Here is a 13,115-nt window from a genome sequence, read left to right as displayed (position 1 = left end):
CGGTGAGGCACCGAATCACGATGACTCCTTCTCGCTGTTCTGCTGCAACTGCTCGTAGATCGCCACGAGGCGATCGGCGTCGGCCTCCCAGCTGAGGGCGGGACGCGCTGCACTGACATTACCCGCCCACCGCGGATAATCACGCACCGCTGAGACGATCGCCGCCCGCAGGGATGTGGCGTCCCCGGGCGTGTAAAGGGTGCCGAGCCCGTGCGTCCGCACCATCCTGGCGAGCTCGCCGACGTCGGTTGCAACCAGTGGCACCCCGAGGCTGACTGCGTGGAAGAGCTTGTTCGGCATGGCGAGCCGGTGGTTGAGCCACCGGTTGGAGTGGGTGACGAGCGAGAGGCCCGCCTCCTGCAGCAGGCGCGACGCCTCGTCCAGCGGAAGCGCTGGCCGCACGTCGACGCGGCCCGGTCGAAGGAGGTCAGCCACGTCTCATCGGCCGGGCCGACGACGGTGATGGGCAGGTCGACGTCCCGGCTGGCGGTCGCGATGGTCTCCAGTTCACGGAAGGCGGCGACGCGCCCGCATAGACGAGGCCCCGCGGCGCGTCGAGCGGGCGGGCAGGGAGTCGCGCAGCGGGAAGCTGTTGTGCACGACGGTGACGTTGCGCCAACCGTAGGTGTCACGCAGCGCCTCGGCCACGCCCTCGCCGACGGTCAGCACCGCGGCGGCGCGGCCACCGAACTCCGCCTCCTCCCGCCGGTCGCGGCGGTCGGCCAGCGGCGTCGGCCGGTACTCGCGGGGCAGGCCCGGCCAGAACTCGTGGGAGTCGTAGATAAACGGCACCCTACGCTCACCCGCGAGGGTGGCCGCGGCCTCGAGAGCGGTGAAGTCGTGGGCGTGGACGACGTCGAAGTCGCGGCCACGGGCATCCTCGACGGCTCCGGCGGCCCAGCGGCGGAAGGACGAGCGGCGGTGCTGCGGCAGCAGCATCCACCTGGCGAACCGCACCGGGGCGGAGAGTCTCCTGCCCTGCAGGGACGGCTGCCCGTCGGCCCGGAACACCGACGAGGTGCCGATGCTGGAGACGGTCAGTCCCTCACCGGGATCGAACCCGTCCGGAACGGAGCGACCGATGATGTGCACCTCATGCCCGGCGTCAACCAGGGTGCGGGCCTCCCGCAACACGCGGGTGTCTGTGGCGACCGAGGTGGCCACCAGCATCAGGATCCTCATGCCCGGGCGCCCGTCAGAGCCCCATGAAGTCGGCGAGCACCTCGGCGCTGCGGGTGCCGTCGTGCCACCGCTCGACGTACGCCCGGCCGGCCGCGGACAGCTCCGCCGCGCGCGCCGGGTCGGCGAGCACACGACGCAGGACGTCCTCGAGGGTCGTGGCGTCGGCCTCGACGATCGGGACCTCGCCCGCGATGCGGTTGCGGACCCGGGCTGCCACGTGGCCGAGGACGACCTTGCCGCCCGCCATGGCCTCCACCGCGGTGATCCCGTAGTCGCCGAGCCGGAGCTGGTCGATCACGATGTCGGCGTTCATCATCCGGTCACGCATCTGGGTGCGGGTGAGGTCCTCGTCACGGACGTAGCGGATCAGGCCTTCGGCCTGGAGCCGCCCGCACACGTCGTCGACGTCGTCGCTGCCCTTCATCGACCCTTGCTGGGCACATGGAACACCACCGGCGCCCCGGGCCCGCGAGCGGCACCATGTCGCTGGTCCAGAAGCCCGGGTCGACGACGATGGGCAGCCACTGCGCGTCGGGCAGGTAGTCGAGCAGGTCGTTGGTGGTCACGTAGACGGGGCCGTCGAAGGCCTGCACGTGGGGCGTGATGGCCTCGACCTGCTTCTGCAGCACCGCGGTCAACTCGACCGTCGGATCCGCGAACGGCGAGTCCGGCTCGATCTCCGCGTGGCGCCGGGGTTACGGATGTCGGACCCGTGGAACACGAGGCCCTGCCGGATGCCCGCCTTCCTGAAGTAGCCGGCCTCCTCGTAGAAGAACTTGCCGAACTGGGCGCCGACCATGGCCCGTGCCGACTCGGTCAGCACGTGGGTGACGCGGTTCTCCAGCTTGCGCATCAGCGCGCGCTGCCAGGCCGGGGACACCCACTGGTGGTAGGTGATGGTCTCGTCGACCGGGAACTTCAGCGGACCGTCGCGGTAGATCCACGCCGACTCGGCCATCGCCTCGGGATGCTGACGCATCAGGCTGGTGGCCCACAGCAGGGCTGGCCTCCGGTGTTGGCGGTGCCGATCCGCAGCCGCGGCCGGGGCTCGAAGATCTCGGAGTCCGAGAGGCTCGCGCGCTGCCGGAGCATGTCTCTGCGGATCGCCGTCAGCTGGCCCTGCAGGCTGCTCGGGCGCAGGCCCTCCCGGGCGCGCTCCGCGGTGACGCCGAGCACGATCTCCTGGACAGTCGGCTCGAACTGCTCGAAGGTGTGGGCCCGCACCAGGTCGTCGGTGAGCCGCGCCCGGTACGTGTCCAGGTCTCCCAGCAGCTTGCGGGTGGCCTCGACGATCGACGCCGGGTTGGAATGCTCGAACACCTCGCCGATACCCAGCCGCGTGATGCGCTCGGTGAGCCACTCCATGTTCGAGGTCAGGATCGGCAGCCTCGCCTGCACCGACTCGTAGTACTTGTTCGGCGCGGCCCAGTTGTGGTTGCCGACGGGCAGGAACGGGAAGATGGCCGCCGTCGCGGAGGCCAGGTACTCGGCCACCTCGTGGGTGGGGGCGAACGGAATGAAGTGGACGCGCCCCGCGACCCCGAGTCGCTCCGCCTGCTCCTCGAGTTCCACGACATAGGAGCTGCCGCGGCGGGCGCCGATGGCGAGGTGGACCTCGGGGAGATCGGGCAGCGCGGCGACGACATCGTGCACACCGCGGTGGTAGGAGAGCCCGCCCGCGTAGACCAGGATCGGGGTCTCCCCGGGAGCTTCAGGAAGTCCCGGATGGTCATGGGGTGCCTGGTGGGCGGCAGTTCCCCGATGGGGCGTTGGGCACCAGACCCGGCTCCACCGGAAGGTCGTACTTCTCCTGCAGGAAGTGGGCGATGGGTTCACAGACGGTGAACGTGGCGTCGACCTGGCCGATGTACTCCGACTCGAGGGCGGGAAGCCCTGCGTGATGAACGGGTCCTCGCTGGCGAGGCCGTACACATACTCGCGGGCGTCGTAGACCACGCCGACCCGGTGGCCGGTGGACCGGAACGCGGTGGCCACCTCGGTGGCAAGCGGCAGCAGGTGCACATCGGTGACGATGACGTCGGGCTGGAGTTCCATCAGGGTGGGCTTCATGGCTGCGGTCATCACCGGCACCTGGGGCAGCGCAGTCTCCCAGAACTTCAGGCTGGGATCGACCTCGACGGGCTTGGGTGGGGCGACCCGCTGCTTCAGGCCCGCGGCGGCCTTGGACGCCCTCTGCTTGACGGAGTTGGTGACGCCGTCGACGCGGGCGACGACCTTCAGCACCTTCTGCGGCGGGCGGCGCTTCATGGTGACGTGGAACGCCTTGCGGACAGCGCGGTAGGTGAAGGTCAGCTGCGAGGGGCCGTCCTGACGGCGGCCGAAGCGGGCGCGCACAGGACATAGGGCATGCCTGCGATCTCGCCATTCGGCGGGATGCCTGTGCCGAAGCCGACCATGGTGACCCGGTAGCCCGCCGAGAGCAGGGCCAGGCCGTTGCGGTGGGCCCTCGCATCGATCTCGATGTTGTTCGGCAGGGCAATGACCGCGTGCGGCTGCTGCATTCTTCTCCTTCTCGGGTTCCACGGGGATCCGATGGGTGTCGAGCGGAAGTCTAAACAAGATCGGCTCGCAAACCAGCCTTCCGCGCCTGTGACCGGCACCCGGACCGCCCGGGTGACGCCGTGGACGGCCATGTGCGGCCAACCCCGGCGGGCCACTAGAGTGGCCCCGTGGCTAAAGTACTGACCTCCCTTCCCGTCGGCGAGCGTGTCGGCATCGCCTTCTCCGGTGGCCTCGACACCTCGGTCGCCGTCGCCTGGATGCGCGAGGCCGGTGCGGTCCCGTGCACGTACACGGCAGACATCGGGCAGTACGACGAGCCCGACATCGCCTCGGTGCCCGGTCGCGCCCTCGCCTACGGCGCGGAGCTGAGCCGCCTTGTCGACTGCAGGCCGCAGCTCGTGGAGGAGGGCCTCTCCGCCCTCGCCTGCGGCGCGTTCCACATCCGCTCGGCAGGCAAGGCCTACTTCAACACCACCCCGATCGGCCGCGCCGTCACCGGCACCATGCTGGTGCGCGCGATGGCGGCCGACGACGTGTTCATCTGGGGCGACGGGTCGACCTACAAGGGCAACGACATCGAACGCTTCTACCGCTACGGCCTGATGGCCAACCCGCAGCTGCGGATCTACAAGCCGTGGCTCGACGAGGACTTCGTGCGCGAGCTCGGCGGCCGCGACGAGATGAGCCAGTGGCTCACCGAGCGCAAGCTTCCCTACCGCGACTCGAAGGAGAAGGCGTACTCCACCGACGCCAACATCTGGGGCGCGACGCACGAGGCCAAGACCCTCGAGGACCTGAACGTGTCGCTCGAGACGGTCGAGCCCATCATGGGAGTCAAGTACTGGGATCCGAGCGTCGTCATCGAGACCGAGGACGTCACCATCGGCTTCGAGCTCGGCCGCCCGGTCTCGATCAACGGTGAGCGCTTCGAGAGCGCCGTCGACCTCGTGATGGCCGCCAACGCGATCGGCGGCAGGCACGGTCTCGGCATGAGCGACCAGATCGAGAACCGCATCATCGAGGCGAAGTCGCGCGGCATCTACGAGGCTCCCGGCATGGCGCTGCTGTGGGCCGCCTACGAGCGTCTGCTGTCGGCCATCCACAACGAGGACACTCTGGCGAACTACCGCAGCGAGGGCCTCCGCCTCGGTCGCCTGCTCTACGAGGGCCGCTGGCTCGACCCCCAGTCGCTGATGCTGCGCGAGTCGATCACCCGCTGGGTCGCCTCCGCCGTCACGGGCGAGGTCGACCTGCGGCTGCGCCGCGGCGACGACTACACCATCCTCGACACGCGCGGCCCGCACCTCAGCTACCAGCCGCACAAGCTGTCGATGGAGCGCGTCGAGGATTCGGCGTTCGGCCCGACCGACCGCATCGGCCAGCTCACCATGCGCAACCTCGACATCGCGGACTCCCGCGAGAAGCTCGAGCTGTACGCGTCGCAGGGCTCGCTGCTCGCTGGCCACCAGGAGCTGATCGGGAAACTCGAGACCGGTGGCGCCGCAGCTATCGCCGAGCTCGGCGGCGCGGGCACCGCCGACCTGGATGCCGCCGGGGAGCGCTCGTCGATGGATTCGGGTACCGACTGACACGCGGCCGGTCGCCGCTGGATATGCTCACGACGTGGCTGACAACAACGACGACCAGCGCGACCGGCTCCTTGCCCATGCCCTGAGGGAGGCGGAGGAGGCCGCAGCCCGCCTCGCGGAGGCCGGCGGCACGATCGAGGAGCTCCGGAGGGACGCCATCGCCCTGGCCACCCGCATGGACCTGACGCGGGCAGACACGGAGAAGGCCGTCACGGAGCTCGACAGGCTGCATGCCCAGGTGTCCGGGCTCCAGACCGAGCTGATGGCGCTGCGGGCGGAGCGGGAGGTCGACCGCACCAATCTCGAGGAGGCGGCCCACGTCCGGGCCGATCTCGAGGCGAAGGTGCGCACGCAGGCCGAGCGACTCGAACGCGACCCGCTCCGCCGCGTCGCCAAGGTCATCCGCCGGAAGTAGCTGGCGTGAACGACCCATCGAGCGCCTCCGGGAGCGCCACGACTTCATCCTCGTCGCCGTCACCTACCCGCACGGCTGGAGGACCGGTTCCGAGTTCGTCCGGCAACGGGTGCGCGCGTACGCCGCGGCCGGGCTCCACGGGGTGGTCATCGACTACTCCCCCTCAACACCGACGCGCCATGGTGGCAGGACGAGCCCGACGCTCCCGTGCTGTCGATCCGCGCCTCCGAACTGCCCGCCGCGCTCGACGCCGCCGCCGCGGGTGGGTCGCCGATCCTCGCGCATTCCCCACCCCGCAGGCCATCGCCGAACTCCGGGCGCGGGTGCCGGGGCACCGGTTGGCGACCTGGTTCCACGGCTACGAGGTGCGCGACTACCGCAGGCTGCACGGCAACACCACGACCGCGGAGTTGACGGCGATCCGGCACATCAGGGACGGCCAGAACCGCGACCGGTTCGCCGCCGCCCGGCCGCTGTTCGCCGATCCCGCCATCACGAAGGTGTTCATGTCGGCGACGCAGCGGCGCTACTCCGAGTTCGACGTCGGCACCGAGGCCGTGAACGCGCGGACCATCCCCAACTACATCGACGCCGACCTGTACGGCGCGCGGGTCCGCGCCCCGAGGAGGCGCGGCGGATCCTGCTGCTGCGCAGCTTCGCCACCCACAACTACGGAGGCGATATCGCGATCCGCGCGCTCGACCTCTGCTCCCGCCGGGAGGGGTTCGCCGAACTACAGATCACGATCCGCGGCTACGGCGTGCGGTTCCGCGAAGCGGTGCGCGACATCCGGCGGCTCGACAACGTCACGGTCTCCGAGGGCTTCTCCCGGCCCGCCCGGATGGCGGCGCTGTACGACGCACACGGCGTCGCCCTGGTGCCCACCCGCTACGACACCCAGGGCGTGATGCTCGGCGAGGCGATGGCCTCGGGCGCCGTCACCATCACCAATCCGGTGGCCGCCATTCCGGAGTTCACCGACTCCCGCAGCTCACTGCTCCCCGCGGGAACGACCCGCGCGCCTTCGCTGACGCCCTCTGGCACCTGGTCGGGAACCCGGACCTGATGCCGGGCCTCTCCCGCGCGGCCGCCGAGCGGGTCCGCACCCAGTGCGGATGGCACTCCACCATCGCCCGGAACTGGCCCTGATCGAGGAGCTGGCGGCATGAGCCTCCACACCCCCGTCGTGATCACCGACGACGAGACGCGGGCGGGCCTCGCCCGGGCCCGGCACCTGATCGTGGTGCGGCGCGACGGCGACCGTCTCCGGATGTCCGGGGTGACCCAGACCGCGCCGCTCCCGGAGCCGGCGATGGACATCGCGGCCGGGTCACTGACCGGCGACACCGCCGCGCAGTGGAGATTCGTCCTCGACTGGATCGTCAAGTACGCCCACCGGCCGCTGCTTGTGCTGGAGCCCGGGTCGTGGGCCACCGAGCTCGCTCTGTGGGCCCAGGCGTCACGCGGCTGGGCGTGGGTCGTCGCCGACGACCCCGGGGCCCTCCCAGAGACGGCGCTGGTGGAACTCGCAGGGGCCCGCCCACGCCCACCCCGCCGACCGGGTGCCCGGCACCGGCCGCATGCTGCTGGTGCGCCATGGCGAGGCGACCCCGCGTCAGCTGGGTTGGATGTCGGCCGCCCACGAGGCGGGCCTGCTGCTCGACGTTGCCTCCGACCGGGCCGTCGATGGTGCCGACCGGCTGCACGTGGTGCCCGACCTGGGCGTCGCCAACGTCGCCCCCGGACCCGGCCCGATCGACGCGACGCAGGCCCTCGCCCTGACCCGCGCGGTCCGCGACGCTGACCCGACGCTGGGCCCGGCCGGGCTCTGGCAGGTGGCCCTCGAGCGCTGGTTCGGGGCGCGCGACGACGACTTCGACGTGGTGGTGCTCACCGGGCCACCCACAGGCTTCTTCGGCTTCGGCGCATTCGCGGCCAGGCACTGGTACGCGAGGGTCGTCATCGACCACTCGGACCACGCTCCGTGGCCCGACGGCGAGGCCGGCGACCTGGCCCGCGACTGGGAGCGCGGCTGGGCTCTGGCGGCGGACTCGGTCGTGGTGGCCGACCCGGAGTTGCTGGCCGTCGTCACCCCGAGCGGGCCGGATACCACCGTCGAGGTGGTGGCAGCCGACGCCATGGCGCCCCTCCTCGTGGGGCTGGCAGACCACACGTTCACCCACCCAATCTCGCCTGACAAGCACCGGACCCTGGCTCCACGGCCCGCTGAGCGCTCCACCAATGCCTGCTTCGGCATGGCCGTCGGGTAGCATCGGGCGAACGAGGCGTAGGCCGTTCGGGGCTGCGCTGCTTCCGTCTGGGTACCTGACTAGTGATGCACACACGTACAACTCGAAGAATCGTCCCCCTTCTGGTGGCGGCCCTGCTGGCCGCAATCGGCCTCGTGGCCACCCCCACCCCGACCCCGGCCGCGGCCGACGACCATCCCTACACGACGCCGGGTGAACGCGAGTACAACGGCCGCATGTGGAGGACCACGTGCGAGCCCTACTCGACCACGGTGACGAGGTGCAGGGCCGAGATCCTGGCCACCCAGGCGCGCCTGGATAACGGCCGCTACAAGCTCTTCAACGAGTACGTGTTCAACAACCTGACCTACCTCCCGTCACCGCGCGCCGACTGGAAGAACAATCCCCTGGCACGTAACGGGCAGTTCACCGGCACCGACGGCCGCATGTGGAAGACCGAATGCAACACCGAGTGGACGGGCAGTAACGGCTGCCGCTCCTTCGTGTGGGCCACCGTCATCAACGCGAAGAAGACGGCCAAGGGTTGGACCTTCACCCCGGAGAACAAGTGGGTGTTCAACAACGTCGTGCAGTTCACCGCGACCACCACGCCGCCGCCGGTCGACCCGGCCTACGACAATCCCTGCCACGCCAAGGCCCCGCCGGTTGGGGCTTCACCGAGGACGGCAGGCCGCACGTCATCAAGACGCCCTACCAGCCGAACACGCACTACAACCCGATCTCGCTGTCGAACTTCATCAAGCTCAGCCTGCGTTCGACGACGATCAACGACGCCGACCGCACCTGCTTCGCGTTGCTCGGGGCGAACCACCTCATCAAGGGGCGACCACGCGCACCGACCCGGCCAGCGGCCGCGTCAGCATGTGGTTGCCGTACCCGTTCTCGTTCAGCGCGAATCCGGGCGTCGACCCCTGCCCAACCCCTGGTACTCGGGCCTCGGCCAGGCCGGAGCGATGGCGTCCATGCTCGAACTGGCCGACTTCACCGGTGACGCGAAATGGGACCGCTACGCCGATCAACTGTTCAACTCCTACCTCGTAGCGATGCAGGACGGTGGCTTCACCAACCGCGCCAACGGCTTCCTCTGGTTCGAGGAGTACCCGACCACCCGACGCCGACCGTCGTCTACAACGGCCACTTCCAGGCCGTCCTCGCGCTCGACGCCTACGCCAAGGAGCGCAAGGGCACCCCGAACGCGGCCCGGGCCTGGGCGTTGTTCGAGGAGGCAGTCCAGGACCTGGCCGTCCAGGTGCCCCGCATGGAGGTGCCGTCCGAGGGCGGCACGATGTCGTCCTACGACATGCTCCGCGGCCACGACACCGTCCCGCTGCGAGCCATCCCGGCGGGCTCGGAGGCCACCATCGGTTCCACCCGGCTCAACGGCAGGCCGATCGCCGACCTCCCGGTCGGGAAGCCCTCGACGGAGCGGCCCAACCTGCTCACCAACTCCACCATGACGGCCGGCAACGGCGCGCTTCCCGGGTGGAACATCGTCAACGGCAACACCGCGGGCGTCATCTTGTCCAACGGGCGGGTCGGCGTCCGACCGAGGGCAACGCGTGGGCGGGCGTCGAGCAGACCCTGCCGCCCGGCTCATTCCCCGCGGACAGGACCTTGTCCTTCTCCATGAAGTCGAACATCGAGATCCCGAGGGCCAGGCGGGCACCGGGGCAAGGTCGCGATCTACTCGCTGTGCCCTGCAAAGGACGGCAAGACGGTGACGACTCTGATCCACGAGAACGCCAAGAACCGGTCGCGGGAGGAGGCGTGGTCGGCCACCAGCTTCAAGGCACCGGCCGCCACCTGCTCGATCAAGGTGCAGCTGTTGACCTACTCGTACGCCGTCACCAACACGACCGCGTGGTACGACGACGTCGAGCTGCGCGAGGCCGACGAGCTCGGCGTCAACCTCAAGCCCAGCTACGAGCTGAGGGTGCACGAGGAACCCACCACCGTGCTCACCCTCACCGGTACCGGCACCGTGCAGGTGCAGGGTTGGTACGGCGGGCGCTGGCAGGACATGGGCGAGCCCGTCACGCTCGACGGCTACGGCGCCGACGTCACCGTGCCCGAGCTGTGGACCGGGCGCAACATCAACATCAACTACCACGACGGGCACGTCTCCGAGTTGCAGCGGATCGCGCAGTTCGCGAACGCACGGAAGCTGAGTGACACGGCCAGGCTGCTCGACGACACCGCCTACACGCTGAGCCGGATGTCCGTCAGCGTGCCGTACGTACCGGGCAACCTCCGCTCCACTGCGGAGCCCACGACCATCACGCTGGACATGGGCACCGAGAGCGTCCAGGTGCCGGCCGAGCCGAAGCCGCTGGCTATCCAGCCGCCGTCCGTGCCGGACACGATGGAGCTGCCCGACGAGGCCAGCTGACCCACCATTCGCGGCCCCGGCAGACCAGGTCTGTTGGGGCCGCGTGGTAATCTGCGCCGCGTGGTAGCGGCGTGGAGCCGATCGGAAGGAAACCCCATGTTCTCTGATGTCTGCGTGGTCGGGCTCGGCTACATCGGCCTGCCCACGGCGGCGATCCTGGCGGCCCAGGGGATCCGCGTCACAGGGTCGACGTCAAGGAGAGCTCGGTCGAGGCGATCAACGCCGGACGGGTCCCTTCGTTGAGCCCGACCTGGAGCGGTTCGTCGTCGACGCCGTCGGGAAGGGCTGCTCACCGCATCGCTGACCCGAGCGCCTCCGAGGTCTACATCGTCGCCGTTCCCACCCCGTTCCACGAGGACAAGAGCGCCGACCTGAGCTACATCGAGGCTGCGGCCCGCGAGATCGCGCCACACCTGACGGGCAGCGAACTGCTCATCCTCGAGTCCACCTCGCCGCCCGGAGCCACCCGACACATGGCCGATGTGGTGCTTGGTGAGCGTCCCGATCTGGCCGGGGCCGACCTGCTGTTCGCACACTGCCCGAGCGGGTGCTGCCTGGCCGCGTGATGATCGAGCTGGTTGAGAACGACCGGATCATCGGCGGCATCACCAGGCGGGCCGCGGAGCGCGCCCGTGACCTGTACGCCACGTTCTGCAATGGTGAGTTGCTGCTCACCGACGCCACCACGGCGGAGATGGCCAAGCTGGTCGAGAACTCGTTCCGCGACGTCAACATCGCGTTCGCCAACGAGCTGTCGATCATCTCCGACAAGCTCGGCATCGACGTGTGGGAGTTGATCGAGCTGGCCAACCACCACCCGCGCGTCAACATCCTGCAGCCCGGCCCGGGGTGGGCGGGCACTGCATCGCCGTCGACCCGTGGTTCATCGTGGCCGCGGCACCCGAAGAGGCGAGGCTGATCCGAGGGCCCGCGAGGTCAACGACGCCAAGCCCGGTTGGGTCATCGACAAGGTGCTGGCCGCGGCCTACGGCCTCGAGAACCCGAAGGTCGCTCTGTTCGGGCTCGCGTTCAAACCCAACATCGATGACCTGCGCGAGTCGCCGGCGATCTCGATCGCCGTCCAGCTCGCCGACCGGATGCCCACCGCGCACCTGCTGGCCGTCGAGCCGCACGTCCACGAACTGCCCAGCCAGCTCGCCGGCCGCGACAACGTGGCCCTGACCGGCACCGATGAGGCGCTCGACACCGCCGACATCCTCGTGGTGCTCGTCGACCACGACGCGTTCAGGGCCGTGCCTGCCGACCGGGTCGCGGGGCGTGCCCTGATCGACGCGAAGGGCCTGTGGGACCGCAAACGCAGGTGACCAGAGGGAAATGATGCGAGGGGGTGACCGACCGGTCACCCCTCGCGTCGTTCGGGCCCTAGGCCCCGAAGTCGGGGAGCCGCTCCCCGACGCCGAGGAGTTCGGCGATCGCGGCCACCGAACGACCCGCGGCATCACCGTCGCCGTAGGGGTTGACCGCGTTCGCCATCGCGGCGTAGGCGGCGGGGTCGTCGAGGAGCCGCACCGAGTTCTCCACGATCGCATCCAAGTCGGTGCCGATCAGCTTCACGGTGCCAGCGGTGACCGCCTCGGGCCGCTCCGTGTTCTCCCGCAGCACCAGCACCGGCTTGCCGAGGCTCGGCGCCTCCTCCTGCACACCGCCCGAGTCGGTCAGGATCAGCTTGGCCCACTGCTGGGCGTGCACGAACTCCGGGTAGTCGAGCGCGTCACACACCACCACATTCGGCAACGGGCTGATCACCGGGATGATCGTCTCGCGCACCCTCGGGTTCGAATGCGCCGGGAACACGAACAGGTGGTCCGGGTACCGCTCGGCCAGCGTCGCGACCGCCTTGGCGATCCGCTCCATCGGCGCGCCCCAGTTCTCGCGGCGGTGCGCCGTCAGCAGCACCATCGGCCGCCCGGCCGCGTACCCCTCCGCGAGACGGGGTCGGCGAACTCGACCGGGCGCGCGATCGTCCACTCCAGCGCATCGATGACGGTGTTGCCCACCACAGGGATCGCCGACCCGTCGAACGCCTCCCGCAGCAGGTTCTCCCGCGAGAGCGTCGTCGGCGCCAGGTGCAGGGCGGTGACCTGCCCCGCCAACTTCCGGTTGGCCTCCTCCGGGAACGGCGAATGGATGTCGCCCGAACGCAGCCCGGCCTCCAGGTGGACCACCGGGATCTGCTCGTAGAAGCACGCGATGGCCGCGATCGCGACCGTCGTCGTGTCACCCTGCACCAGCACCGCGTCGGGGCGGAACCGCTGGAGCACCTCGGGGAGCCGCTCCAGGATCTTCGCCGACAACTGCGTCAGCGTGGCCCCGTGCTGGAAGACGTTGAGATCGAAGTCGGGCTCGATCCCGAACCAACGGTTGATCTGGTCGAGCATGTCGCGGTGCTGCCCGGTCGACACCACCACCGGTTCCAGCACGTCCGAGGCCGCCAGCGCCTTGATCACTGGCGCGACCTTCACCGCCTCCGGCGGGTCCCGTAGATGACCATTACCTTCTTCATGCCTAACCTTCCTCCGGCCTGCCCGTCAGCCTACCGGCGAAGCGATCGCGGGGCCTGAGACCCTTCGGGCCCCGGGGTGACCCACCATCGGCAAGGATGGCTGCAGGCCACCCACCCGCGCCGTGGGTACCCATGCGGTTGAGTACTTCCCCACCCAGCGACAGATGACGTGTCATCCTTGTCACGGCCGCTTAGCCGGATCGGTTGTCTGCCCAGGTGAGCA

The 13,115-nt window shown here is 69.7% G+C and carries 18 protein-coding genes and 1 pseudogene; 9 read left to right on the top strand and 10 right to left on the bottom strand.

The window, feature by feature from the left end; translation table 11 throughout:
- Positions 1 to 15 precede the first annotated feature (15 nt).
- From G7085_RS13580 to G7085_RS13550, 7 genes are all read right to left on the bottom strand, one after another.
- On the bottom strand, positions 16 to 435 hold the full coding sequence (locus G7085_RS13580) for a glycosyltransferase (RefSeq protein ID WP_197511398.1): 420 nt from the start codon (positions 433 to 435) through the stop codon (positions 16 to 18).
- A gap of 72 nt (positions 436 to 507) precedes the next feature.
- Positions 508 to 1,182 carry a glycosyltransferase family 4 protein gene (locus tag G7085_RS13575; protein ID WP_197511397.1) on the bottom strand — a complete coding sequence of 225 codons (675 nt, stop codon included), beginning with the start codon at positions 1,180 to 1,182 and terminating at the stop codon, positions 508 to 510.
- Positions 1,183 to 1,195: 13 nt separating this feature from the next.
- A complete protein-coding gene (locus G7085_RS13570) occupies positions 1,196 to 1,606 on the bottom strand; it encodes a glycosyltransferase family protein (protein ID WP_197511396.1) in 411 nt (136 codons plus the stop codon).
- Complete coding sequence (locus G7085_RS13565) at positions 1,533 to 1,811, bottom strand: hypothetical protein (RefSeq protein WP_197511395.1); 279 nt, start codon at positions 1,809 to 1,811, stop codon at positions 1,533 to 1,535. The genes G7085_RS13570 and G7085_RS13565 overlap by 74 nt, the downstream gene beginning before the upstream one ends.
- A 5-nt stretch (positions 1,812 to 1,816) precedes the next feature.
- Positions 1,817 to 2,161 (bottom strand): hypothetical protein, encoded by a 345-nt coding sequence (locus tag G7085_RS13560; RefSeq protein ID WP_197511394.1) that lies wholly within the window; start codon positions 2,159 to 2,161, stop codon positions 1,817 to 1,819.
- The gene (locus G7085_RS13555; protein WP_197511393.1) at positions 2,161 to 3,537 is read right to left on the bottom strand and encodes a glycosyltransferase; all 1,377 of its coding nucleotides are present in this window, start codon (positions 3,535 to 3,537) and stop codon (positions 2,161 to 2,163) included. Before G7085_RS13555 ends, G7085_RS13560 begins: the two co-directional genes overlap by 1 nt.
- Positions 3,492 to 3,704 (bottom strand): hypothetical protein, encoded by a 213-nt coding sequence (locus G7085_RS13550; protein ID WP_197511392.1) that lies wholly within the window; start codon positions 3,702 to 3,704, stop codon positions 3,492 to 3,494. Before G7085_RS13550 ends, G7085_RS13555 begins: the two co-directional genes overlap by 46 nt.
- A gap of 168 nt (positions 3,705 to 3,872) precedes the next feature.
- Here G7085_RS13550 and argG point away from each other — a divergent pair, with 168 nt between their 5' ends.
- From argG to G7085_RS13525, 5 genes are all read left to right on the top strand, one after another.
- Positions 3,873 to 5,294, top strand: a complete 1,422-nt coding sequence (gene argG / locus G7085_RS13545) for an argininosuccinate synthase (protein WP_197511391.1) — start codon at positions 3,873 to 3,875, stop codon at positions 5,292 to 5,294.
- 34 nt (positions 5,295 to 5,328) lie between these two features.
- Positions 5,329 to 5,709, top strand: a complete 381-nt coding sequence (locus tag G7085_RS13540; protein WP_197511390.1) for a hypothetical protein — start codon at positions 5,329 to 5,331, stop codon at positions 5,707 to 5,709.
- Between the two features lie 109 nt (positions 5,710 to 5,818).
- Positions 5,819 to 6,775, top strand: a complete 957-nt coding sequence (locus G7085_RS32720) for a glycosyltransferase (RefSeq protein WP_197511389.1) — start codon at positions 5,819 to 5,821, stop codon at positions 6,773 to 6,775.
- A 496-nt stretch (positions 6,776 to 7,271) separates the two neighbouring features.
- Positions 7,272 to 7,979, top strand: coding sequence for a hypothetical protein (locus G7085_RS13530; RefSeq protein WP_197511388.1), 708 nt, complete (start codon positions 7,272 to 7,274; stop codon positions 7,977 to 7,979).
- A gap of 104 nt (positions 7,980 to 8,083) precedes the next feature.
- Complete coding sequence (locus G7085_RS13525) at positions 8,084 to 9,436, top strand: D-glucuronyl C5-epimerase family protein (RefSeq protein ID WP_197511387.1); 1,353 nt, start codon at positions 8,084 to 8,086, stop codon at positions 9,434 to 9,436.
- A gap of 57 nt (positions 9,437 to 9,493) precedes the next feature.
- On the opposite strand, the gene G7085_RS30495 is transcribed toward G7085_RS13525, so the two are convergent.
- On the bottom strand, positions 9,494 to 9,619 hold the full coding sequence (locus tag G7085_RS30495; RefSeq protein ID WP_269451865.1) for a hypothetical protein: 126 nt from the start codon (positions 9,617 to 9,619) through the stop codon (positions 9,494 to 9,496).
- Positions 9,620 to 9,696: 77 nt separating this feature from the next.
- On the opposite strand from G7085_RS30495, the gene G7085_RS13520 reads away from it, so the two are divergent.
- From G7085_RS13520 to G7085_RS32715, 4 genes and pseudogenes are all read left to right on the top strand, one after another.
- The gene (locus tag G7085_RS13520) at positions 9,697 to 10,368 is read left to right on the top strand and encodes a hypothetical protein (RefSeq protein ID WP_197511386.1); all 672 of its coding nucleotides are present in this window, start codon (positions 9,697 to 9,699) and stop codon (positions 10,366 to 10,368) included.
- Positions 10,369 to 10,464: 96 nt separating this feature from the next.
- Positions 10,465 to 10,934 (top strand): annotated as a pseudogene (locus tag G7085_RS30490) (NAD(P)-binding domain-containing protein).
- Positions 10,934 to 11,287, top strand: coding sequence for a nucleotide sugar dehydrogenase (locus G7085_RS30485; RefSeq protein WP_269451864.1), 354 nt, complete (start codon positions 10,934 to 10,936; stop codon positions 11,285 to 11,287). The pseudogene G7085_RS30490 and the gene G7085_RS30485 overlap by 1 nt, the downstream one beginning before the upstream one ends.
- The gene (locus G7085_RS32715; protein ID WP_331715670.1) at positions 11,247 to 11,693 is read left to right on the top strand and encodes a UDP binding domain-containing protein; all 447 of its coding nucleotides are present in this window, start codon (positions 11,247 to 11,249) and stop codon (positions 11,691 to 11,693) included. The genes G7085_RS30485 and G7085_RS32715 overlap by 41 nt, the downstream gene beginning before the upstream one ends.
- Positions 11,694 to 11,751: 58 nt before the next feature.
- On the opposite strand, the gene G7085_RS30475 is transcribed toward G7085_RS32715, so the two are convergent.
- Together G7085_RS30475 and G7085_RS30470 are read right to left on the bottom strand one after the other, a co-directional pair.
- On the bottom strand, positions 11,752 to 12,288 hold the full coding sequence (locus tag G7085_RS30475) for a UDP-N-acetylglucosamine 2-epimerase (RefSeq protein ID WP_269451863.1): 537 nt from the start codon (positions 12,286 to 12,288) through the stop codon (positions 11,752 to 11,754).
- Positions 12,276 to 12,836 (bottom strand): UDP-N-acetylglucosamine 2-epimerase, encoded by a 561-nt coding sequence (locus tag G7085_RS30470; RefSeq protein WP_331715669.1) that lies wholly within the window; start codon positions 12,834 to 12,836, stop codon positions 12,276 to 12,278. The genes G7085_RS30475 and G7085_RS30470 overlap by 13 nt, the downstream gene beginning before the upstream one ends.
- Between the last annotated feature and the right edge of the window lie 279 nt (positions 12,837 to 13,115).

Source organism: Tessaracoccus coleopterorum, assembly GCF_011174705.1.
GTDB classification, from domain to species: domain Bacteria; phylum Actinomycetota; class Actinomycetes; order Propionibacteriales; family Propionibacteriaceae; genus Arachnia; species Arachnia coleopterorum.
Note: the sequence above shows the minus strand (reverse complement) of the source record. Positions and strands in the feature narration are given on the sequence as shown.

Excerpts from the sequence above, each read along its gene's own strand:
- G7085_RS13575 (WP_197511397.1), bottom strand. The coding sequence starts at position 1,182 with ATGAGGATCCTGATGCTGGTGGCCACCTCGGTCGCCACAGACACCCGC.
- G7085_RS13570 (WP_197511396.1), bottom strand. The coding sequence starts at position 1,606 with ATGAAGGGCAGCGACGACGTCGACGACGTGTGCGGGCGGCTCCAGGCC.
- G7085_RS13560 (WP_197511394.1), bottom strand. The coding sequence starts at position 2,161 with ATGCGTCAGCATCCCGAGGCGATGGCCGAGTCGGCGTGGATCTACCGC.
- G7085_RS13550 (WP_197511392.1), bottom strand. The coding sequence starts at position 3,704 with ATGCAGCAGCCGCACGCGGTCATTGCCCTGCCGAACAACATCGAGATC.
- G7085_RS30495 (WP_269451865.1), bottom strand. The coding sequence starts at position 9,619 with ATGTTCGACTTCATGGAGAAGGACAAGGTCCTGTCCGCGGGGAATGAG.
- G7085_RS30485 (WP_269451864.1), top strand. The coding sequence starts at position 10,934 with ATGATCGAGCTGGTTGAGAACGACCGGATCATCGGCGGCATCACCAGG.
- G7085_RS30475 (WP_269451863.1), bottom strand. The coding sequence starts at position 12,288 with ATGGTGCTGCTGACGGCGCACCGCCGCGAGAACTGGGGCGCGCCGATG.